Genomic DNA, 20,856 nt, shown 5'->3' with positions numbered 1-20,856 from the left:
CGGAGAATTTAGCGATGATCCCTGCTGAAATTGATTTGGCAGGTAGTGAGGTTGAAATCGCGCGTTTGCCTAATCATCTGACTCGTGTGAGGGAGGTCTTGCACCAATTTCGGGAGGTAGGAGGCTTTCGGTTTTGCTTTATTGATTGTCCGCCTTCGGTGGGAATTTTAATGACCAATGCGCTGGCCGCGGCTGATGGTGTGATTGTGCCGATTCAATGCGAATATTTTGCTTTGGAGGGGTTGTCGAAAATTCTTCAGCTCATAGAGCAAATTCGAGCGGCTACAGAACAAGACAACTTGAGGTTAGAGGGGATATTGATGACGATGTTTGACGCACGGACTCGGTTGAGCCAGCAAGTCGTGGAGGATGTGAACCGTTATTTTCCACAGCAAGTTTTTAAGACGATCATTCCGCGGTCTATACGCCTTGCTGAGGCGCCCAGCCATGGGAAGAGTATTTTTAGTTATGATCCAAACGGTGTCGGGGCTCGAGTTTATGATCAGCTTGCGAGAGAGTTTCTCGAACGGGTTGAGCAGCGAGGGTAGAAGGCTGTCAACATGAATTGCGGTGTGCTGACTGGTAGGGATGTTTGGAAAATCATCGGGGTCTGGTTGCTGGCTTGTCTTGTGTTTATTGGGATTCGTCGATACGAAGAACCTTTGACATATGGGCCATTGGGTAGAATTTTTGCGGATAACGATGGCTCCATGCGTTGGCTACTCGTCCGACGCGCTTTGGAGGGAGAAGGCTCGCGGATTCGGTGGATGAGGGAGGATAATGCGCCGTATGGTCGGATGAACGAATGGACGTCTCCGATGACGCAGATCGGCGCATGGGCGACGTGGGGGGTTCAAAAAGCACTGGGATGGTCGTTGAAGGAGGCTTGGGGAGTGAGTGGAGTCTGGATGGGTGCGGTGATGGGCTTGATTTTGCTGACGGTCGCTGCTTGGTATGGGTGGCGTCTGGGAGGATGGAGTCTTGCGGCTTGCTGGTTAGTGGCATGGCAGCCTTTGCCAGATTTTTTTCAAATGACTCGGCTTGGAAATCCAGATTATCATAGTCTGCATCAGGTGTTGCTCGTGGTGATGTTTTTGTCGGTGTATAGTGCGCGTCAGCGAGCAAACGAGTTGGGAGTGGCTAGTGGTAAGCGTTTCCTTACACAAGAGGGAATTATTACTGGTATCGCTGCAGGATTCGCTCTTTGGTCGAGTGCGACTGAATGTCTGCCACTGGTGGTGCTTGTATTTTCGCTTGGTTTTTACGATCTGTGGATAGCGCCGAGTTTTCGCGCGAAGTGGCCTTTTTCCGCAATAGATAAGAAGGTTAAGGGGAATGCCGGAGTGCATACTTCAATGGGGCGAGGCCTGAAGCGCACAGAAAGCGAGAAGGAAATTGAAAATCCGTCCACATTTCAGGGAATGGATGGGAGAAAATATTTTTGGTTGGTTTGTGCGCGAAGTTTAGTGGGAACTGTTTTGATAGCTTATCTTTATGAGTATTGGCCTGACTTGTGGAGACGAGAGCTTGAGCTTTTATCTGTGTGGCACGTGGTCGCTGCGCTCTTGGGGTGGTGGTGTGTAGAGGGGCAGGTGCGGTTTAAAGATAATGCGCTAGGGTGGGTAGCGTTGGGGGTGAGCGGCTTGATTTTGGTTCTGCTTGCGGGATGGTTACGGGATTGGCAGTGGGGAGCTTTGCACGTGGCTCAAGACGGTTTTTATTGGACGCACTGGAGCACTGCTGCAGAGATGCAAGGGTGGTGGACTACGGATCGAGGATGGATGGGGCTTCTACATCGAGTGTGGTGGTGTTATGGACTTCTGCCGGTGTTGTTTTTATGGGTATTGTGGCCTTATGTGCGTCGAGGTAGTCTTGAGGTGTGGGCGTGCGTTGGAGTGGGAGTTTTGTTTTTTTTGTGTTGGCATCAAGCGCGGTGGGGGACTTTTTTTGTGATTGTGTTTGTGATTGTGCTTGGATTGGCAGCGCAAGCGGTATTCTACAAATGGCGGGGATGGCTGGCGCTAGGAATGATGGCTTTGTGTTTCCCTTGCTGGCAAACGATTGCGACTGGGGTGATTGAAAATCAGAGTGTGAGGGGAAGGTATGTTGAGTCTGGCATCATGCAACTTGCCTCAAGGCTGATTGTAAAAGACGCTCGGCGTGAGGGTGCAGTGGTTGTAGCCCCTTGGCATTTGACGCCTCGAATGATCTGCCATGGGGAAGTGCGCACTGTGGGATCGGCTTATTGGTCGAACATAGCTGGATTAAAAGCCAATCATGAAATTTTCAGCACGTTTTCTGAGGAGCGCCTTAAGCAGTTGTTGAAAGAGCGCACTGTGGATTACTTGCTGGCACCGCCGCCACCGATTATGTCGCGTGAAGTGATCGACGCTAGCTATGCGCTGAGTGGGCGAAGAATGAGTGTGGAAGCTGTGCGAGGTGTTGCATTGATTCAAGCATTGGTGAGGCAGGCAGATTATCTCGAGCTGATGGAAGGAGGGGGATTGGAGTGGATCCGTTTCCAAGAGCTTGGCAAGGGATGGATGATCTACCGGGTGAGAAGAGATAAATTTTGAGCTCAAAAAAGCTAGGGGCGCGAGATGAGTTTGAAGCTTGGCAGGCAAATGTGGCAATTTAGTTATAGGAATTTAGATATGAAACGAAATCGTCTTTTTGCACAGTGGGAGTGGTTGGCTGGAGTCATTTACATTTACATTTTAGGAGGGATGGGATTATGGGGACAGGACGCCAATAGCTTGTTTGAAGAGGGAAGAGCGGCGTTGAACGGGCAGGCATATGACAAGGCAATCGAACGTTTTGAGCAGGTGATCAAAGATTTTCCGACGTCGCCAATCATTGATAGCGTGAATTTGAATCTGGGTTTAGCGCAACTGTTTTCTGGAAAATTTAGTGATGCGATTGTGTCGTTTGATCGAGCTAGTGCATCGACAGCCCCGCGTGAGATTCGCGAAGCGGCTATATTTTATAAGGCTCAAGCTCAGTTGGGGTTTCTGGGAAATTTGCCTAAGGACGATCCAAAGTATCGAAGTAGTTTGGAAGGTGCTATCAAAAATTTTAGTCAACTGATTGAGGAATTTCCCGATTCAACGCTACTTGAGGATGCGATTTACGGAAGAGCTGTCGCGAATTTTACATTCGAGAAGATTAACGATGCCGAAAAGGATTTAGAGCGATTGATTAAAAATTTTGCTACCAGCCCAAATATTGCAGACTACCGCTTACTCCTGGGCAGCATCTATGCGCAAGAAGTTTTCAAAGCCATAAACAATAAACGGTCACAAGAGGAGATCGAGCGTCACGCTGAGAAAGCTCTATCCGTGCTGCAAGAGATAAAGGAGGCTTCACCAGAATACGTGATGGCTGCCAACGAAGCTCGCCTACTCAACGCAGAGCTAATGCTTGCTATGGCCGACGAAAGAGACCCCAAACCTGCAGAGAAAGCTATCGAGATTGCGCGTGAGGTGATGAGTAAGGATCAGATGCAAAGACAACTTGAAATGGCAATAGATAAACTTAAGGCAGATTTTCGAGAGGCAAACCTTGCCAGGAATCTTCGACTTGCTGATGCATTGCAGCTTCGCATCAATCGTCGTCGCTCTCAACTCGAGGAAATTAAACGAAAGCCCGACCCGATCGTGCGAGCATGGTTAGTTATCGGGCAAAGTTATTTTCGCCTGGGGAAATGGGATGAGGCACGAGTTGTGATGAGCCATATTTTGCCACACACAACGGAGGAGCAGGCGAAGAGCGCGGAGTTCGTTCGCATACTCACTTACGCGATCCAAGGCGCAGTGGAAGAAGCTGATGCGTTGTTTGAGAATTACCGCAAAAAGTATCCTAATGACACACAAGCCGATTCGGTGAGCCTACAGATCGGAATCAATTTGCTCGAGCGTAAATCTTATGCCGCTGCACTCGAACAATTCGATAAGAGCCTCAGGGACTACCCAAACGGACGAAATGCTAACACGGCGAGAATTAAACGCGCAGAAGCTCTCATCGGACTAGGCAAAACCCATGAGGCAATTCAAGCACTGCAGGAGTTCATCTCATCCAATGGAGAAGACCCGCTTGTGCATGCGGCACAATTTTTACTGGCGAATATCTATGCACAGACAAAACAATTTGACTTTGCTATTAAAATCTATCAGGAACTTGCACAAAATCCTAAGGCCGGAGAACACCAAGCGCTTGCTGCTTATCAAATCGCAGCAACTCATTATCTTGCTAGCAACTGGAAAGAGGCTGCAGAAGGTTTTCAGAATTTTGTTACCCTATTTCCACAGCATAACTCTACACCACAGGCCTATTACTTTCTGGTGGTGAGTCATGAAAAGAACAACAAAATTGATGAAGCAAAGAAGTCAGCCGAAGCACTAGCGGAGAAGTTTCCAGCTTCGAATTTTGCACCTGCTGCACTGGATTATGTAGGACGCCAACTCAACGCCAGAGCATTGTTTGACGAAATGGTGGTTGTTTATCAGAGACTGATTGAGCTTTTTCCCAAAAGTAAAGAAGCCTCGACAGGCTATTTTATGATTGCACGAAATTTTGAACGGCAAGCTCGTTTCCAAGAGGCTGCAGAGAAATATGATGTGATTGCTAATGATCCGGAAAATTCTTTCGCACCATCTGCGTTACAAGCGAAAGTTTCCATGTGGCTAAAGGCAGCGCGATCACTTGGAGCTTACTCGGCTATCACTGAAGAGGAAAAGAAACAATGGCACAGTTACCTCACTGAGTGTGAAAAAGCCGCTAAAGAGCTGATCAGAAGATTTCCTTCCAGCCCTGAAGTCCCACAGGCACTAGATGAGTTGATCGTCATGCTACGAGTCAAAAACGAAGCACAGCAGATGGCAGAGGAAGAAGCCGAAAATTATTTCAGCATAATGGCTTCCGAATTCGATTCCCCTATCGCACAACCAAGAATTCTGGCAGCACAAGCAGGCCTCTTGTTCCAAAAAAACAAACTTCAAGCTGCTTATGATACTTTTCAAAAACTCATTGAAAAATATCCTGATGCTTCGCTAGGGGCTGAAGATTGGAACCGCTACGCCACACTACTCTTAACCAACAATAAGCCGTCTCAAGCAGCGGAGGTCTTCTTAAAAATCCAAAAGGAATTTTCTCGTGATCCTCGTGCCCAAGCTAACGCCACTTACGGTCTAGGCGCGGCTTACCTTGCTCAAGGAGAATTACAAAAGGCCATTCCTTTTTTTGAAGAACTGAAATCCAAATATCCATGGTCAGAGAAAATTATGGAAGCTGAGTTTGCCCTCGCTATGGCTGACGAGGCTGCATCGAAGTTTGAAGAAGCGCTTGATCGTTATCGCACCGTCATCATGAGTAACGTCTCTACACCTGAGCTTAAAGCTCGCGCGATGATTGCCAGCGGGAAAATTCTTGAAAATCAAAATAAACTCTTACCTATTCCGCAAAGCAACGAACCAAACGCTGAATCCTTCTACCTTCAGCCCGATGCATTCTTCCGCGAATCTGTTCCAAATCTATCTGCAGAAGGCCTTTTCCTTGCCGCACAAATCAATATCAAGAAAAACAACCTCTCTAAAGCCAAAGAAATTCTCCTACGTCTAACGGATACTCCAGCTTATCGAGCCACTCCTTGGTATGCAAAAGGCAAGGAAGCGCTCAGCCGTCTCCCACAATGAAACGCACTGAACGTGCACACCTCATTGCTCAAGCTCTTGATCAACTCTATCCCACAGCACACTGCGAACTCAACTTTTCCAATCCTCTTCAACTCCTCATCGCCACAATTCTCTCCGCCCAGTGCACCGACGCTGTCGTTAACCAAGTCACACCTCACCTTTTCAGCAAATATCCAGACGCCAAGGCCTATGCCCAAGCTCCCTTAAAAGAGCTGGAAAACGATATCCGCAAAATCGGCCTCTACCGCAATAAAGCTAAAAACATCCAATCCTGTTGCGCAATACTCGTAGAGCGTTACCAAGGCCAAGTTCCATCTGACCTCCAATCCCTTATCGAGCTTCCTGGTGTGGGTAGGAAAACAGCCAACGTAATCCTAGGAAATGCTTTCAACATCAACGCCGGATTTGTCGTAGATACCCACATCGCGCGCCTCTCCAAGCGTTGGCGGCTAACGCGCCATCATCAACCCGAAAAAATCGAGCGCGACCTAATCCGGCTTTTCCCGCAAGAATCCTGGACCCGCCTCTCGCACCAAATCATCTGGCATGGCCGTCGCTGCTGTAAAGCTCGCCGTCCCCTATGCCATCTATGCTCATTGGCATCCCTATGCCCAAGCGCTTTCTCCGAATTTCAAAATAGAAGTCATCAAAACGTATAGCTTAAAAACACCATCGGCCCTATTCCGTCCAGCCCATTATTCTCTTGATCAGGTTCAGACAAACCAGCATTCGACCAATGCTGATAATATATCGCAGCGCCACATGCACACCTATCTGAAATCAGATACCTAGCCCCAAGCCTAACAGAAAATGTAAAGCAAAAATCTTGTCCTTGCCCTCCGTATCTGCCCGGTTCCCCCACCAGATCACTATCTACAAAACTAAATCCTACCAACGCTCCCACAAAAGGCCCAAAGCGTGACCCTTTCGGAGCAAAGTTGTATTGCGGACCTACCATAAACCCCACAAACCGATTTTCAAACCCATGCACAACCTGCACCCAATGCGGGACAAAATTAAACTGCGTGTTACCTCGCCACCAACCCTCTCCGCTCACTTCGTCCAGCTGCCAGCCGATCGTCATCATCAAAGGCAACAACGTGTAGTTAGCATCATTCCATTCTACAGGATACAGCGAAGACAATATCCCCATCCCCCACTCAACAGTCACCGCATCCTCGCGAAGTTGTCCTACCATTTTATCTTTCACAATGTCCCGTGCTTCTACTTCCTCATCCCTCAGCCCTACATCAATCATCGCCTTTGGATCAAGCAACATCTTCCCATCCCTTTCAAATACACGACTCTCTTGCCTCAGTCTCTCCTTCAAAACCTGCCTCTCAACAATAACCTTTTCAGACTCAGACCTCATCCCATGATAAAAATCACCTCTATTGATGCTCCTGCCCAAATTCTTTTTCTCCATAGATAAGGCCACCTTACCCCCACCAGAATTCCTCGCACTTTCTGCTTCATCGCACACAGCCTCCTTCTCAACCACACTCTTCACACACACTTCCATCCCTCCTTTGCGCGTCACACTACGAGAATGAGTTGCGCAATCTCCACCCATCCCTACAAAATATACCAACCCACTCAATGCCCAAAAACAACCCATCCCCAGCACACGGAAAAAACCACACAAAAACATCGATGCTTTTTAATTTTTTAAACATAAATTGTCAAACCCCTCTCACCACCCTTCAACACAACACCACACATCGAAAATCCCATACCATCCTCACCCTAGTTCTACTCTTCCTACCTCTTCAACATTTCCCCACGATCCACGCTCAAACCCCGCATCCCTCCACCGCATTCAAAAAAGACCGACCCATCCTCAAAAAACGCCTCCAAATCGAATGGTATGGCCGTTCCTTCGTCTACCTCACCTCCTCATCCGGAGTCCGCATAGCGATCAACCCCTTTCCTCCAGGCACACCAGGATACCAATTCCCACACGGCCTAGCAGCTGACGTCGTCCTCATCTCCGACTCAAACAAAGTCCACGATGGCGCCGAACTCCTCTCAGGCAACCCCCTCATCTTTCGAGGCCCAGTTGCCGTCGGCACTCACCGCGCCTCTGGCATAATCTTTAACGGCATCGCAACCCGTCAACAAAAATCATCTAACCCACACACCGATCACAACACCATATTCTTCTTCACCCTAGACGGAATGAAAATTGTCCACCTAGGCTCCCTCGGTCATTCACTCACCCCAAAAGAAATCTCCACCATAGGTCGTGCAGACATCCTCTTCGTTCCCATCGGCAACCGCAAACTTAGCCTAGAAGACATAGATAAAATCATCTACGACCTCGACCCTGCCATCGTCATCCCCATCGAATACGCACTCCGCCCCCACGACCAAAAAAGCCAACTACGACCCGCAGCACCCTTTCTAAAATACGAAAAAAACATCGTCCCCATAGAAGAACACGGCTTCCTCATCGGACCAGACCTCCTCCCCGACACCACTACTATCGTAACCCTCATCCCCCCTCCCCACACTGAACCACTCAAACCATGAAAATCCTCATCATCGGACAGGGCGCACGCGAGCACGCCATCGCCCACTTTCTCTCCCACCCACACCATTCCCTCTACATCGCCCCAGGAAACCCCGGCACCGAATCCATCGCCACCTCACTCCCCTACAACCCAGACCAAATCGACTCAATCACTACCTGGGCAGCACAACACCGCCCCGACCTCGCTGTCATCGGCCCCGAACTCCCCCTCAGCCTGGGCCTAGCCGACCGCCTCCGCGCCCTAAACATCCCCACCGTTGGCCCCGATCAATCCGCCGCTCGCCTCGAAACAAGCAAAACATACTGCAAAGAACTCCTCACCCAAGCACACATCCCCACACCCCCAGCCATCCCTTGCACCGACCTCCACTCAGCCCGCTCAGCCATACGCCAACTCAACGCCCCCTACGTCATCAAAGCCGATGGCCTCGCCGCAGGCAAAGGCGTTTTCCTTCCCAAAGATAATCAAGAATCCGACTCCATCCTCGATGCCCTCTTCAACCAACGCATCCTCGGCTCAGCCGCAGACAAAGTGCTCATCGAAAAACGCATCGAAGGCCGAGAAATCTCCATCATAGCCCTCACAGACGGCACAACTCTACGCTATCTCCCACCAGCACAAGACTACAAACGCCTCTACGACCATCACCTCGGCCCCAACACCGGCGGCATGGGTGCTTATGCACCTGCTCCCTGGCTCACCCCATCCATCCTCGAAACAATTCACCACACCATCTTCACACCCCTACTCCAAACACTCCAACACCGCTCCATCTCCTACCGCGGCATCCTCTACGCAGGCCTCATGATCACCGACCAAGGCCCCCAAGTCCTCGAATTCAACGTCCGCCTCGGTGACCCCGAAACCCAAGCCATCCTCCCCCTCATCGCCACACCCCTCGACGAACTTTTCCACGCCACGGCAAACGCCGCACTAAACCAAATCCCCCTCCGCCTCCACCCCGCCCGCGCCTCCACCGCCATCGTCATCGCAGCAGAAGGCTATCCCCACCAACCTACCCTCCACACACCCATCACCCTCCCCACCGTCCTCCCCCCATCCACCGCAATCTTCCATGCAGGGACACGCCGCCACCCCGATGGCACACTGCGCGTAGCTGCAGGCCGCATCCTCACCGCCACGGCATGGGCACAATCCCTACGCGAAGCGCGTGAAACCGCATACGCCTTAGCTCGTTCCATCCAGATCCCCAAAAGCCACTACCGCAAGGACATCGCCCAAAACCTATGACGCACAACCTCACGCCTCCCCCTACCATCCCCACCCTCCTACTCTGCATACTCCTCATCACCAACCCAACACACGCCGACCCCACAACAATCTCCCAACGCGAAATCAACGACCTCGAATTCGCCAAAAAAATCCTCGCCGACCACTACATCGATCCACAAACCCTCCGCCCACCCCTCACAGCCCTCCGCATGCAAACCTTCATCCGCTCACTCCGCGGAGGAGCCTTCATCCGTCGCTTCGCATCCCGCCCCGCCTCCCTACCCCCCATTCTAGCCATGCTCCCCCAACAAATCGCCTATTTCCGACCACGCGCATTCGACTCCACCTTCTCAACCTCCGCCCTACGCCGCCTCCAATATTGGCGCTCAGGAAAAGTCCAAGGCCTCATCATCGACCTACGCGGACTCCAAGGAGGCACCCCTACAGAGACCTATGCAAAAGTCCTCGCCATACTCGATGGCCAAGGCCCCGCCACACTACAATGGGATAAAAACAAAATCCTCGTCCACGCCACCCCACAACCCAACCCCATCCCCACCCGCATCCTCACCAGCGAACACACCAGCGGCCTATACGAAGCAATCATCCACATCCTTCCCCCCACACACACCCAGATCATCGGCCAACCCACCCCAGGACGAGTCGCAGCCTACAAAGAGTATGCGTTACCCTCAGGCGACTTCATCAGCATCGCACACCGTCCCCTCATCTGGCGCCAAAACACCCTCCCCTACAACAAACCCATCCTACCCCACCACAACATCGACACAACATTCTCACAACTCACCCAAAGCCTACACCTCATCGAAACAGGCCAAGTCCGCCGCCTATTCCTCTACACACCCCCTACCCACCCACAAAAACCCATCCCCCCCAACACCCCCACCACCCCAATCCACACCGATCAAGCCCTTCTTATCGCATGGGACAGCCTCCGAGCCCTCTCACTCCTCACCCCCACACCCACCCAACCCCCACCCCCCTCCCAACCCCACACACCCCCGACTCCACCATTGCCAACATCCCCATCCCGCTCTTAGATACCACTATCACCCAATGAAAAAAATCCTCTTCGTCTGCACCGGAAACATCTGCCGTAGCCCAATGGCCGAAGGCCTAATGCGCGAACTCCTCCGCGACCACCCAGAAATCAAAGTCTCCTCAGCAGGCCTAGCCGCCGCCGAAGGACAACCCCCCAGCAGCCACGCCATCACTGCCATGAAAGAAATCGGCATCGACATCAGCCACTTCCGCAGCCGCCCCATCGATCCACAAATGATCGCCGAAGCCGATAAAATCTACGCCATGACCTACTCCCACTACGACACACTCCTACTACTCTTCCCCGAAGCCTCAGAAAAAATCGCCCTCCTCAAAGAACATCAATCCGAAGCCCACCCCTCAATGAACCCCGAAGTCAACGACCCCATCGGCCAATCCCTCGACGCCTACCGCGCCTGCCGCGATGAAATCCAAGAAGCACTACACCACATCAAAAAAAACATCCTCCAATCCCTCCACTCAAGCACCGCCACCTCACTCGCCATCGGAGCCGATCACGCCGGCTATCCCATCAAACAACGCATCATCGAATGGCTCCAAAAAAACCAAATCCCCTACCTCGACCTCGGCACCCACTCCGAAGACTCCGTAGACTATCCCGATTACGCCCAAGCCGTCGCACAAGCCATCGTCAAAGGCCAAGCTCAAACAGGCATCCTCATCTGCCGCTCCGGCATCGGCATGAGCATCGCAGCCAACAAAATAAACGGCATCCGTGCCGCCGTCGCCTACACCCCAAAAACCGCCGCCTCCGCCAGAGAACACAACAACGCCAACATCCTCTGCCTCGGCGCAGACTTCATCAAACCCAAAGAACTCCCCGACATCCTCAACACCTGGCTCAACACCCCATTCGCCCAAGGTCGCCACACCCGACGAATCGAAAAAATCCACCACATCGAGTCCTCCTGCCACTCATCCACACCCACCCTACGCCATACCGACCCAACCCTCTTCGACATCATCCAAAACGAACACCAACGCCAACTCACCCACATCGAACTAATCGCCTCTGAAAACTTCACCAGCCGCGCCGTCATGGAAGCCCAAGGCTCCTGCCTCACCAACAAATACGCCGAAGGCTACCCAGGCCGCCGCTGGTATGGCGGCTGCCAACACGTCGATCAAGCCGAACAACTCGCCATCGACCGCGCCAAAGCCCTCTTCGGCGCCGAACACGTCAACGTCCAACCCCACTCCGGCTCCCAAGCCAACATGGCCGTCTACTTCGCCTTCCTCAAACCCGGCGACACCATCCTCACCATGGACCTCTCCCACGGCGGCCACCTCACCCACGGCCACAAAATGAACTTCTCCGGCCGCTTCTACAACGTCATCCACTACGGCGTCCGCCCCGATGACGAAACACTCGACTACGACACCATCGAAAAACTCGCCCATCAACACCGCCCCCGCCTCATCACAGCCGGCGCCTCAGCCTACCCCCGCATCATCGACTTCCCCCGCCTCGCCCACATCGCCCAATCCGTGCAAGCCCTCCTCCTCATCGACATGGCCCACATCGCCGGGCTCGTAGCCGCAGGCCTTCACCCCAACCCCGTCCCCTACGCCGACTTCGTCACCACCACCACCCACAAAACACTCCGCGGCCCCCGCGGCGGCCTCATCCTCTGCCGCCAACAATACGCCAAAGAAATAGACGCCCAACTCTTCCCCGGCATCCAAGGCGGCCCCCTGATGCACGTCATCGCCGCCAAAGCCGTATGCCTCCAAGAAGCACTATCCCCATCATTCAAATCCTACCAACAACAAGTCCTCCTCAACGCCCAAACCCTCTGCCAAGAATTAAAAAACCTCGGCTACCGCATCGTCTCAGGCACCACAGAAAACCACCTCATCCTCGTCGACCTCCGCCCCACAGGCCTCACCGGTAAAGAAGTCCAAGAACTCCTCGACACCGTCTGCATCACCGTCAACAAAAACACCATCCCCTTTGACCCCACACCCCCCATCAAAAGCGGCGGCATACGCCTCGGCACACCAGCCGTCACCACCCGCGGCTTCAAACAAAAAGAAATGACCCAAATCGCCCACCTCATCCACAGCGCAATCCACCACCGCCACGACCCCCACTCACTCCAGTCCATCCGCCAAGAAGTCATCCAGCTCGCGAAATCTTTCCCCCTCCCCTTCTAAACTCATGCCACGACCCAATCCCATCCCCCCACTCACCCTCATCCTCACAATCCCACTCCTCCTAAGCACCCCCGCATACCCACAAAACATCAAATTCCGCTTCAACCCACCCCTACACAAAAAATTCATCGAAGAACGCACCCGCCGAGTCATCACCGACAACGGCATCACCACATCCACCTACCAAGAAACCTGGCGCACCCTCCTCCACCACGAACGCGAAGCCGACAACTTCGCCCTCATCCGCACCGTCCAATCCATCACCGCCCAACAAGACAACAAACCCGTCACCACCCCAGCAGGCTCCTTCTACCAAGGCATCACCCTCACCTACATCATCGACCCCCACGGCTCCCTCCTCGAAGTCCACGGCAACGACCAACTCCTCCAACAAGCCCTCCAAGCCATACCCGAAGCCGACCGCGAAGCCTTCCGCGCAGAAAACACCCCACAAAAAATGTTCACCAACCAAAAAGAAGAATGGGACCGCCGCCTCGGCTACCTCGCCGGAAAAACACTCAAAATCGGCCAACGCATCCAACGCCAACTCCCCCTCCCAGGCCTCCCCGACGTCACCTACACCCTCACCCTAGAAATCCAAAAAGCCAAAATCCAAGACGGTCGCCCCTGGATCACCCTCATCACAGCCTCCTCCACAGACCCCGACGAAATCGAAACCCTCCTCGAAGCCGCCAAACAAAACCAAGCCGAAGAAGCCATCCTCTCCAAAAAAACCAACGCCGCCTTCGTCTACCGCGGCATCAGCCAATTCACCCTAGACGCCAACACCATGCTCATCGCCGACGACTACAACTACTCCGCCTACATCCAAGCCACAGTCATCGGCGACAAAACCTACTTCCGCCAAGCCCGATACGAGCTCGACCAAGTCAAAATCACCCCCCAACCCGACACCGAATAAAAACCATTGCCCACACCCCCCACAAATGCCTACAATCCACACACCCCAAAACCCCTCAACAAACAATTTAACAATTTACAGCAAGCCTTCTAACTCCTAATCTAAACTCGAACACACACGGGCCCTTAGCTCAGTCGGATTCAGAGCGTCTGACTACGGATCAGAAGGTCACAGGTTCGAGCCCTGTAGGGCCCACCACCCCCACTCCACAAAACCCAAACCAACAACACATCAAAACCCCAACACACAACACCCCCATCTTCCTTTCCACTCCTCAAAACCAAGCAAACCCATAAACAACCCACCACAAACCTACTCCCCAACAAATACCCAAGCCCCATTTTCGCAACACACCACAACGACAACGCCCCCCCCACACACCTCAAAACAACCCCAAACAATCGGAGCCGGAGGGATTCGAACCCTCGAGACGGTTTTACCCGTCTAACGGTTTAGCAAACCGCCGCTTTCGGCCTCTCAGCCACAGCTCCACACAAAAACACATACCTACCCCCTCTCAAAATCACCGTCAAGCTTCACCTGCAACACAAACCACAACCCAAACCCACCCCCCCTCACCACCTGTAACTTCCAGAAACTCCACAACACACCCACCCAAAACACCCCCAAACCGCCCACAAAACGGATTCATTGCCTAGCACAAAAGAACGCATAAGCTAGCAACCAAAGCTCTCAAGAGCCATGCCACAAAACTCCGCCAACCCCCAACCCTCCCCATCCCCACCCGCGGAAACCACTAAAAAAGCACCAGCAGACAATTCCCTACTCCAAAATCAATCCTACCCCCTACTGTGGCTAGCCGCCTGGTGGCTATGGGCAGCTTGGGCCTGCGCAGGCGATTGGGAAAACACAGAAGCCTACTCATACGGCTGGTTTGTTCCGCTTTTTTGCGCTTACTTTGGCTGGCGACGCTGGACAGATCGCGGACAACAGCTGCCAACATATGAACCATCGCCACAAGCCATGTTGCTCTTTCTCGCAACGAGCGCCGGCACCGTCTTTCTTGTGCCTTTGATCGAGCTTGTGCGGCAGACGCCGATTTATTGGAGACCGCTGAACTGGCTCATCGCAGGAATCGCATTCAGCCTCACATCCCTTTATTTATGGGCTATCGGAGGCAGAAAACTGTGGAGTATAATGTGTTTCCCAATGCTCCTCTTCTTCACAGCAGTGCCATGGCCAAGCGCCCTCGAAGTAAGCCTAACGCAATCCTTGATGCTTCATGTTGCGGCCAACGCCGCCGAAGTCCTCAATATCTTAGGAATCCCAGCTCAAGCTCAAGGACAGATTGTGCACCTAGCTGTAGGCCCTGTAGGTATAGATGAAGCCTGCAGCGGAATTCGCTCCCTACAGACAGCAGTCATGCTCGGATTTGTCTTTGGAGAATTTTTCTCGTTGAAACTTCTCGCACGCCTCGCCTTCTTCATCGCCGCGCTCCTGATCACATTTCCAATAAATCTTCTCCGCACACTCACGCTTTGCCTCATTGCAAACTACCAAGGACTAGACGCCATCAACACCTGGCACGACACCGTCGGCTACGTATTCCTCGGCATCCTAATCCTCTCCGCAGCCGCTCTAGCACTAGGAATCAGTCGCATACTCGGCAGAGAAAACCCCGTCAGCCCCCCAACTGGAGCCACTTCAGTCCCTCCCCAACTCAAAGAATGGATAACCACATTGAGTTCCAGTCCATTTTCGAAGATACAAAAAATCAAACCCCTTCTTGCAACCGCAAGCATACTATTTGGCCTATCTCACCTATGGTATCTGGTGCACGAAGCTTTATATCCTGGCTTTCAACAGCCCTATTACGCACTAAGAGAGACCTCCAACGTCCAGATCAACGAGCTCGAGCCTGAAAGCCAAAAAATTCTGCTCTCAGACTATGGCAAATCGTTTCGCTGCCTTGTCCCACAAAACGATCTCCCCTGCCCCATGGGCTATCACATTTTCTGGAAGACCTCACGCGCCAACGGTCGAGCTTTGACGCACCGCCCCGACGTTTGCATGCCCGGCGTAGGCTGGCAAGCCAAAGGAAAAGTCACGCGTGAACGCTACACCATCGCCGGAAAAGAGATCGACTGGTATGTCTTCAACTTTTTTCACCCTGCCTCAGGACAGCACGCATTGATGTTTTGGGGATTACTGACAGACAACGAAAACATCGACATCGATTTCAACCGCTTTGTCTACTTGCAAAGAGAACTCATCACAACCTTCATCCGCAAAGCGCAACGCCGATTTAGCGTCGAAGTGCTTGCCCTCTCCCTCCCCGTCGATTCAACCACACAACGCCCCGACCGCAAAACAATCGAATCGTTGCTAAACCAATACTTCACCACCGCATCCCAAGCTACAACCGCAAGCAAGCAATCTTGAAGGCCTCCAAAGCCGCACCCGTAAATAAGTCACCCCCCCTGCTTTCCCCTCTACCGTCCCCACCCAAGTCTTGAGCACCTTACCAGCTCCTCACAGTGCGCGTCGCATTTTCAGGAATAGGATCCTGATTCTTGGGACCGCGAGACCAAGCTGCCACGGGCGCAGGGATCTCAATTCCAAAGACAACCACCCGATCGTTCAAATCATGATCAAGGGCATAATAATACGGCCGCTTCCATGGATCCATAAACCGCCCACGCGAATTCGGAGGCACTCCCGGCGCTTTGTTTTCTCGATCCTTAAGCGAAATTTCAATAAAAGGAAGTGCTCTGGGATTATCAGCAAGGTCAAGTCCAGTAAGGATGTTGCAAGCCTCTTGCCCCATTTCCCGAGGCAGCCCATCGCCTACCACAGAAGTGTTAGACATAGGCCACGAGTTGTATTCCGCAAAATAATGCCTCCATGCTGTAGAAATCGAAGCGACGTCAGTCTGTGCTTTCGACATGCGGGCTCTATTCAAAGCTAACGGCACACCTGTTACCACAAGTGAGGCCAATACCGCTACAATCGCCACGACAACAAGAAGCTCAGTCAATGAAAAGGCACGCCTAGCTCTAACAAAATGAGATTTATAAACACAACTCACCATACGCGAATGCTTCCGTCTCTCCATAAAAGGGCAAGCGTTTTTATATCGACTTCAAAATCTCAACCATGCTCTCCAACGCCTTGGCCCGATGACTAATCCGAGCTTTGACAGATTCGGGCAGCTCCCCAAAGGTCTCTGAATATCCTTCAGGAATAAAAATAGGATCATAACCAAACCCGTGCGTCCCTCTAGGAGAAAGAGCCAAAGTCCCATGACAACGCCCCTCTACCTCAGCCACAACCTCTCCGTTCTTAGCCAGGACTAATGCACAATAAAATGCTGCAGCACGATTTTTTACGCCCCTCATTTGATCCAACACGAGCTCCAAATTTTTACCATCGTCTCTAGGCTCACCAGCATAACGAGCCGAACGAACCCCCGGCGCCCCCCTCAGCGCATCTACACACAATCCAGAGTCATCGGCCAATACCCATTCCCCCTTTGCCCACAGTGAATAAGCCACAGCCTTACCCCGTGCATTTTCCATAAAAGTCTCCCCCTCCTCCTTCACGTCAGGATATTCTCCCCAATACTGTGCAGCCTCCTGAAGCGTCCAGATCACCCATTCTGAAGCCAACCTTGCACGCAATTCTTTTCCTTTCCCAGTGCTTGTCGTTGCTATCACGATCCTCTTCATTCTTTCGTCTTCTAGTCTCAAACAACGCCACGTCCACCTCATCTTTAGACTTCAGCAATCCACGAGGAGTGCTAGGTTTCACCGCTACACGAAGCACCGGAGATTTCTATGCGCAAACAGTTTCCCTTTCATGAATTCGAGCCGCGCTGGCAACGCTACTGGCTCGAAAATCAAACCTTCCGCGCCGCAAACCCTGGAGAACCCGGCTCCGAAAAACCTAAATACTACGTCCTCGATATGTTCCCATACCCGAGCGGCGCAGGATTGCACGTCGGTCACTTAGAAGGCTACACAGCCACAGATATCATCGCGCGCTACAAGCGTATGCAAGGCTTCAACGTCCTACACCCCATGGGATGGGACGCATTTGGATTACCAGCAGAGCAACATGCCATCGCCACTGGCACACACCCACGCATCACGACGCAGCGCAACATCGCTAACTTCAAACGCCAAATCCAAGCCATGGGATTTTCTTACGATTGGTCACGAGAAATTGATACCACTGACCCACGCTACTATCGCTGGACGCAATGGATTTTTCTAAAGCTTTTTGAACGTGGCCTCGCTTACGTCAGTGAAGCCCCCGTGTGGTATTGTCCAGCTCTAGGCACTGTGCTGGCAAACGAAGAAGTGCTCTCCACCCCTGAAGGACCGCGCTCCGAGAGAGGCAATCATCCCGTAGAGCGCCGTCCACTCCGCCAATGGATGCTCCGTATCACAGCCTATGCTGAGCGTCTCCTGCAGGACTTAGACACCTTGGATTGGCCAGAGTCCTTGAAAGAAATGCAGCGAAACTGGATCGGCAAGTCAGAGGGCGCACTCGTTCGTTTCGATATCCAAAATCTTCCCGAGACCTACATCGAGGTCTTCACCACACGACCTGATACACTTTTTGGCGCCACCTACATGGTGCTTGCCCCAGAGCATCCTCTGATCTCAAAAATTGTCACAGAGGACCAGCGCGCAGCCGTCACAAATTACCAGAAACTCTGTTCACAAAAGTCAGATCTGGAACGCACGGACTTAAATAAAGAAAAGAGCGGAGTCTTCACCGGTGCCTACGCCATAAACCCGGTAAACCAAGAGCCAATTCCGATCTGGATCGCAGATTACGTTTTGATCAACTACGGCACTGGCGCGATCATGGCCGTGCCCGCTCATGATGAGCGAGATTTTGCCTTCGCGCAGAAATATGGCTTACCTATTCGAGAAGTTGTAAAACCTGACCTCTCCTCTAGTTCCTCTTCTGAAGAGCCACCGCAATGCTTCACCGGCGATGGCTTCGCTATCCACTCTGGCTTTCTCAATGGCTTGCCGACGAAAGAAGCTAAGCGAGTCATGATCGAATGGCTTGAACAACGAGCTGTCGGCAAACGTCAAGTCCAATACAAGCTACGCGATTGGCTTTTTTCACGGCAACGATACTGGGGTGAGCCGTTCCCGATCGTATGGAAAAACGGGGAACCGCATCCGTTGAGCGAGTCTGAGCTTCCTCTTGAACTGCCTGAACTAGAAGATTTCCGCCCCTCCTCGACCGGCCTAGCGCCGCTAAGCAAAGCTCAGGAATGGGTTCATCTGCCAGACGGTTCACTGCGTGAAACCAATACCATGCCCCAGTGGGCGGGCTCATGTTGGTATTACTTGCGATACTGCGACCCACAAAATGATAAAGCACTTATCTCTCCTGAGGCAGAAAAATACTGGCTCGGAGACCACGGGGTAGATCTCTACATAGGAGGTGCTGAACATGCCGTGCTTCATTTGCTCTATGCGCGGTTTTGGCACAAAGTGCTTTATGATATCGGTATCGTGTCAACACCTGAGCCGTTCCATAAGCTCGTTAATCAAGGACTCATCTTAGGTGAGGACAACCAAAAGATGTCTAAGTCCCTCGGCAATGTCGTCAATCCAGATGAAATCGTCGCTGAATACGGTGCAGACGCAGTGCGGCTTTTTGAAATGTTTATGGGACCGCTCGAACAAATGAAACCTTGGAGCACTAAGGGCGTCGAAGGAGTGTATCGTTTCCTGGGACGAGTGTGGCGACTTGTTATGCAAGAGAACGCCGATGGAGAATGGGAGCTGAATTCAAAACTCACTGATTCGCCGCCTACTGAGGCACTCCTTCGTTCCCTTCACTTCACAATTCAAAAGGTCACTGATGATATTGAAAAGCTTAGTTTCAATACCGCCATCGCGCAGCTGATGATTTTGGTGAACGATTTAACAAAAGCTGACCACCATCCTCGATCTGTGATTGAGCCACTCATCTTGCTTTTGTCTCCTTTTGCTCCGCACATAGCCGAAGAGTTGTGGCGGCAGCTCGGGCATGAGCATTCTCTTGCTTATGAGCCTTGGCCTAAGGCCGACCCAAGATATTTGAAACAGGATACGGTTGAAATTCCTGTTCAGATCAACGGCAAGGTGCGCGCTCGTATCGTCATAGCGCCTGATGCTACTGAGCAAGAGGCTGTAAAATCAGCTTACGCTCTAAAAGAGCTTGAGTCTTGGCTCCAAGGGAAGTCCTTAAAGAAAACCGTTTATGTGGGGGGGAAAATTTTAAATCTGATCGTGGGCTGAAACTGGCATCTAGACGCAATCAGGAGTTAGAAGGCTGTTTGTTTGGTGTTAGGCGGTTATGCGTTTGCGTGCCTGTGCGTTGTCGTCGCAAGACTGCGCGACTCAGCAGATGACAGGCCACAGGCGTAGTTAAAAAAATAAATAACATCGCTAGTGCAGCTTTGATAAAGGTCTGAGGGGTCGGCTGGCTGAGTGCAAATGCCAACAGAACAAGACTAATGCCGAGAGTGCTTGCCTTAGAAGCGGCATGCATTCTGGAAAAGAGGTCGGGGAAGCGAAGTATGCCGAGTGCAGCGATTACCATAAATATCACGCCAAGTGTCATCAATATGGAGACAAAAAGATCGCGCATGGCTTAGTGTTCCTTGTCTGTTGTTTTTTGTTTCTCGATGTAAGCTGCAAATGCAACCGTGCTAAAAAAAAGGATCATTGCGATAACTACGACGATATCAAGATACACCGCGTTTTGGTGATAGACTCCATAGAGACATAACATGCCTGCCACGATGATGCCTATGAGATCGAGAGCCACCACGCGATCCGCTAAAATCGGGCCTAGCGAAAGCCGGAGGACGGCAAGAATTAAACCTATTCCGAAAAGGGTCATTAAAAGAAAAAATAGTGTGGTAGGCATGAAACTAGGTAAAAAGCCGCGCTATGCGGCGTTCGAAGTTCTGCTTGAGATCTAATTTTAGTGCGACGGGGTCGTGAACATAAATGGAGTGGATCAGGAGTGTTTTTTTATCTTCGGATAAATCAACGGTGAGGGTGCCTGGCGTCATGGTGATGAGGTTTGCGAGGAGGAATATTGCTACGTCGTTTTGCAAATCAAGCGGGAGCTCGATGAAATCTGGGGCGATCTGTGGATGTGGCGAAAGCACATCTTTTGCAACGCGCAGATTCGAGAGGAGAAATTCTTGAAGATAGAAGAGGAGAAAATTGAGGCTTAGAAGAATTTTCATAAA

At 51.8% G+C, this 20,856-nt stretch carries 18 protein-coding genes, 2 tRNA genes and 1 pseudogene; 13 read left to right on the top strand and 8 right to left on the bottom strand.

What is annotated here, in order from left to right; genetic code table 11:
- The 4 genes from NZM04_07880 to nth all read left to right on the top strand — a co-directional run.
- Positions 1 to 548, top strand: a 548-nt coding sequence (locus NZM04_07880; protein ID MCS7063940.1) for a ParA family protein, incomplete at its 5' end; no start/stop codon positions are given.
- Between the two features lie 12 nt (positions 549 to 560).
- Positions 561 to 2,576: a hypothetical protein gene (locus NZM04_07875; GenBank protein MCS7063939.1), complete on the top strand. Its 2,016-nt coding sequence runs from the start codon at positions 561 to 563 to the stop codon at positions 2,574 to 2,576.
- A 78-nt stretch (positions 2,577 to 2,654) separates the two neighbouring features.
- Positions 2,655 to 5,690: a tetratricopeptide repeat protein gene (locus NZM04_07870; protein MCS7063938.1), complete on the top strand. Its 3,036-nt coding sequence runs from the start codon at positions 2,655 to 2,657 to the stop codon at positions 5,688 to 5,690.
- On the top strand, positions 5,687 to 6,349 hold the full coding sequence (gene nth / locus NZM04_07865; protein ID MCS7063937.1) for an endonuclease III: 663 nt from the start codon (positions 5,687 to 5,689) through the stop codon (positions 6,347 to 6,349). The genes NZM04_07870 and nth overlap by 4 nt, the downstream gene beginning before the upstream one ends.
- Here nth and NZM04_07860 read toward each other — a convergent pair.
- Positions 6,337 to 7,230 carry an acyloxyacyl hydrolase gene (locus tag NZM04_07860; protein MCS7063936.1) on the bottom strand — a complete coding sequence of 298 codons (894 nt, stop codon included), beginning with the start codon at positions 7,228 to 7,230 and terminating at the stop codon, positions 6,337 to 6,339. The two genes, nth and NZM04_07860, sit on opposite strands and share 13 nt — an antisense overlap.
- Positions 7,231 to 7,289: 59 nt before the next feature.
- Here NZM04_07860 and NZM04_07855 point away from each other — a divergent pair, with 59 nt between their 5' ends.
- The 7 genes and pseudogenes from NZM04_07855 (at position 7,290) to NZM04_07825 (ending at position 13,817) form a co-directional block, all read left to right on the top strand.
- Positions 7,290 to 8,222 (top strand): MBL fold metallo-hydrolase, encoded by a 933-nt coding sequence (locus NZM04_07855; GenBank protein MCS7063935.1) that lies wholly within the window; start codon positions 7,290 to 7,292, stop codon positions 8,220 to 8,222.
- Entirely contained in the window at positions 8,219 to 9,475 is a 1,257-nt protein-coding gene (gene purD, locus NZM04_07850) for a phosphoribosylamine--glycine ligase (GenBank protein ID MCS7063934.1), read from the top strand. Before NZM04_07855 ends, purD begins: the two co-directional genes overlap by 4 nt.
- Positions 9,472 to 10,518 (top strand): S41 family peptidase, encoded by a 1,047-nt coding sequence (locus NZM04_07845; GenBank protein ID MCS7063933.1) that lies wholly within the window; start codon positions 9,472 to 9,474, stop codon positions 10,516 to 10,518. The genes purD and NZM04_07845 overlap by 4 nt, the downstream gene beginning before the upstream one ends.
- Before the next feature lie 16 nt (positions 10,519 to 10,534).
- Positions 10,535 to 11,434, top strand: a pseudogene (gene rpiB, locus NZM04_07840) (ribose 5-phosphate isomerase B).
- Positions 11,435 to 11,437: 3 nt separating this feature from the next.
- Positions 11,438 to 12,697 carry a serine hydroxymethyltransferase gene (locus tag NZM04_07835; GenBank protein MCS7063932.1) on the top strand — a complete coding sequence of 420 codons (1,260 nt, stop codon included), beginning with the start codon at positions 11,438 to 11,440 and terminating at the stop codon, positions 12,695 to 12,697.
- A gap of 4 nt (positions 12,698 to 12,701) precedes the next feature.
- Positions 12,702 to 13,619 carry a hypothetical protein gene (locus NZM04_07830; GenBank protein ID MCS7063931.1) on the top strand — a complete coding sequence of 306 codons (918 nt, stop codon included), beginning with the start codon at positions 12,702 to 12,704 and terminating at the stop codon, positions 13,617 to 13,619.
- 119 nt (positions 13,620 to 13,738) lie between these two features.
- A tRNA-Arg gene (locus tag NZM04_07825) sits at positions 13,739 to 13,817 on the top strand.
- Between the two features lie 204 nt (positions 13,818 to 14,021).
- On the opposite strand, the gene NZM04_07820 is transcribed toward NZM04_07825, so the two are convergent.
- Positions 14,022 to 14,110: transfer RNA gene (locus NZM04_07820), tRNA-Ser, on the bottom strand.
- Positions 14,111 to 14,126: 16 nt separating this feature from the next.
- Positions 14,127 to 14,258 carry a hypothetical protein gene (locus tag NZM04_07815; protein ID MCS7063930.1) on the bottom strand — a complete coding sequence of 44 codons (132 nt, stop codon included), beginning with the start codon at positions 14,256 to 14,258 and terminating at the stop codon, positions 14,127 to 14,129.
- Between the two features lie 63 nt (positions 14,259 to 14,321).
- Here NZM04_07815 and NZM04_07810 point away from each other — a divergent pair, with 63 nt between their 5' ends.
- A complete protein-coding gene (locus NZM04_07810; GenBank protein ID MCS7063929.1) occupies positions 14,322 to 16,022 on the top strand; it encodes an exosortase/archaeosortase family protein in 1,701 nt (566 codons plus the stop codon).
- A 79-nt stretch (positions 16,023 to 16,101) separates the two neighbouring features.
- On the opposite strand, the gene NZM04_07805 is transcribed toward NZM04_07810, so the two are convergent.
- Together NZM04_07805 and rdgB are read right to left on the bottom strand one after the other, a co-directional pair.
- On the bottom strand, positions 16,102 to 16,671 hold the full coding sequence (locus NZM04_07805) for a prepilin-type N-terminal cleavage/methylation domain-containing protein (GenBank protein MCS7063928.1): 570 nt from the start codon (positions 16,669 to 16,671) through the stop codon (positions 16,102 to 16,104).
- Between the two features lie 40 nt (positions 16,672 to 16,711).
- Complete coding sequence (gene rdgB / locus NZM04_07800; protein MCS7063927.1) at positions 16,712 to 17,308, bottom strand: RdgB/HAM1 family non-canonical purine NTP pyrophosphatase; 597 nt, start codon at positions 17,306 to 17,308, stop codon at positions 16,712 to 16,714.
- 108 nt (positions 17,309 to 17,416) lie between these two features.
- Between rdgB and leuS the strand changes: the two genes are divergently transcribed.
- On the top strand, positions 17,417 to 19,891 hold the full coding sequence (leuS, locus tag NZM04_07795; protein MCS7063926.1) for a leucine--tRNA ligase: 2,475 nt from the start codon (positions 17,417 to 17,419) through the stop codon (positions 19,889 to 19,891).
- A gap of 19 nt (positions 19,892 to 19,910) precedes the next feature.
- On the opposite strand, the gene mnhG is transcribed toward leuS, so the two are convergent.
- Genes mnhG through NZM04_07780 form a run of 3 tightly spaced genes read right to left on the bottom strand, consistent with a single transcriptional unit; the run spans position 19,911 to position 20,853 of the window.
- On the bottom strand, positions 19,911 to 20,243 hold the full coding sequence (gene mnhG / locus NZM04_07790; GenBank protein ID MCS7063925.1) for a monovalent cation/H(+) antiporter subunit G: 333 nt from the start codon (positions 20,241 to 20,243) through the stop codon (positions 19,911 to 19,913).
- Positions 20,244 to 20,246: 3 nt separating this feature from the next.
- Positions 20,247 to 20,525 carry a monovalent cation/H+ antiporter complex subunit F gene (locus tag NZM04_07785; protein ID MCS7063924.1) on the bottom strand — a complete coding sequence of 93 codons (279 nt, stop codon included), beginning with the start codon at positions 20,523 to 20,525 and terminating at the stop codon, positions 20,247 to 20,249.
- A gap of 4 nt (positions 20,526 to 20,529) precedes the next feature.
- Positions 20,530 to 20,853, bottom strand: a complete 324-nt coding sequence (locus tag NZM04_07780) for a Na+/H+ antiporter subunit E (protein MCS7063923.1) — start codon at positions 20,851 to 20,853, stop codon at positions 20,530 to 20,532.
- Positions 20,854 to 20,856 lie beyond the last annotated feature (3 nt).

This window comes from Candidatus Methylacidiphilales bacterium, assembly GCA_025056655.1.
GTDB lineage: Bacteria > Verrucomicrobiota > Verrucomicrobiia > Methylacidiphilales > JANWVL01 > JANWVL01.
The sequence above is the reverse complement of the archived record's forward strand: the minus strand, read 5'-3'. Positions and strand labels throughout refer to the sequence as shown.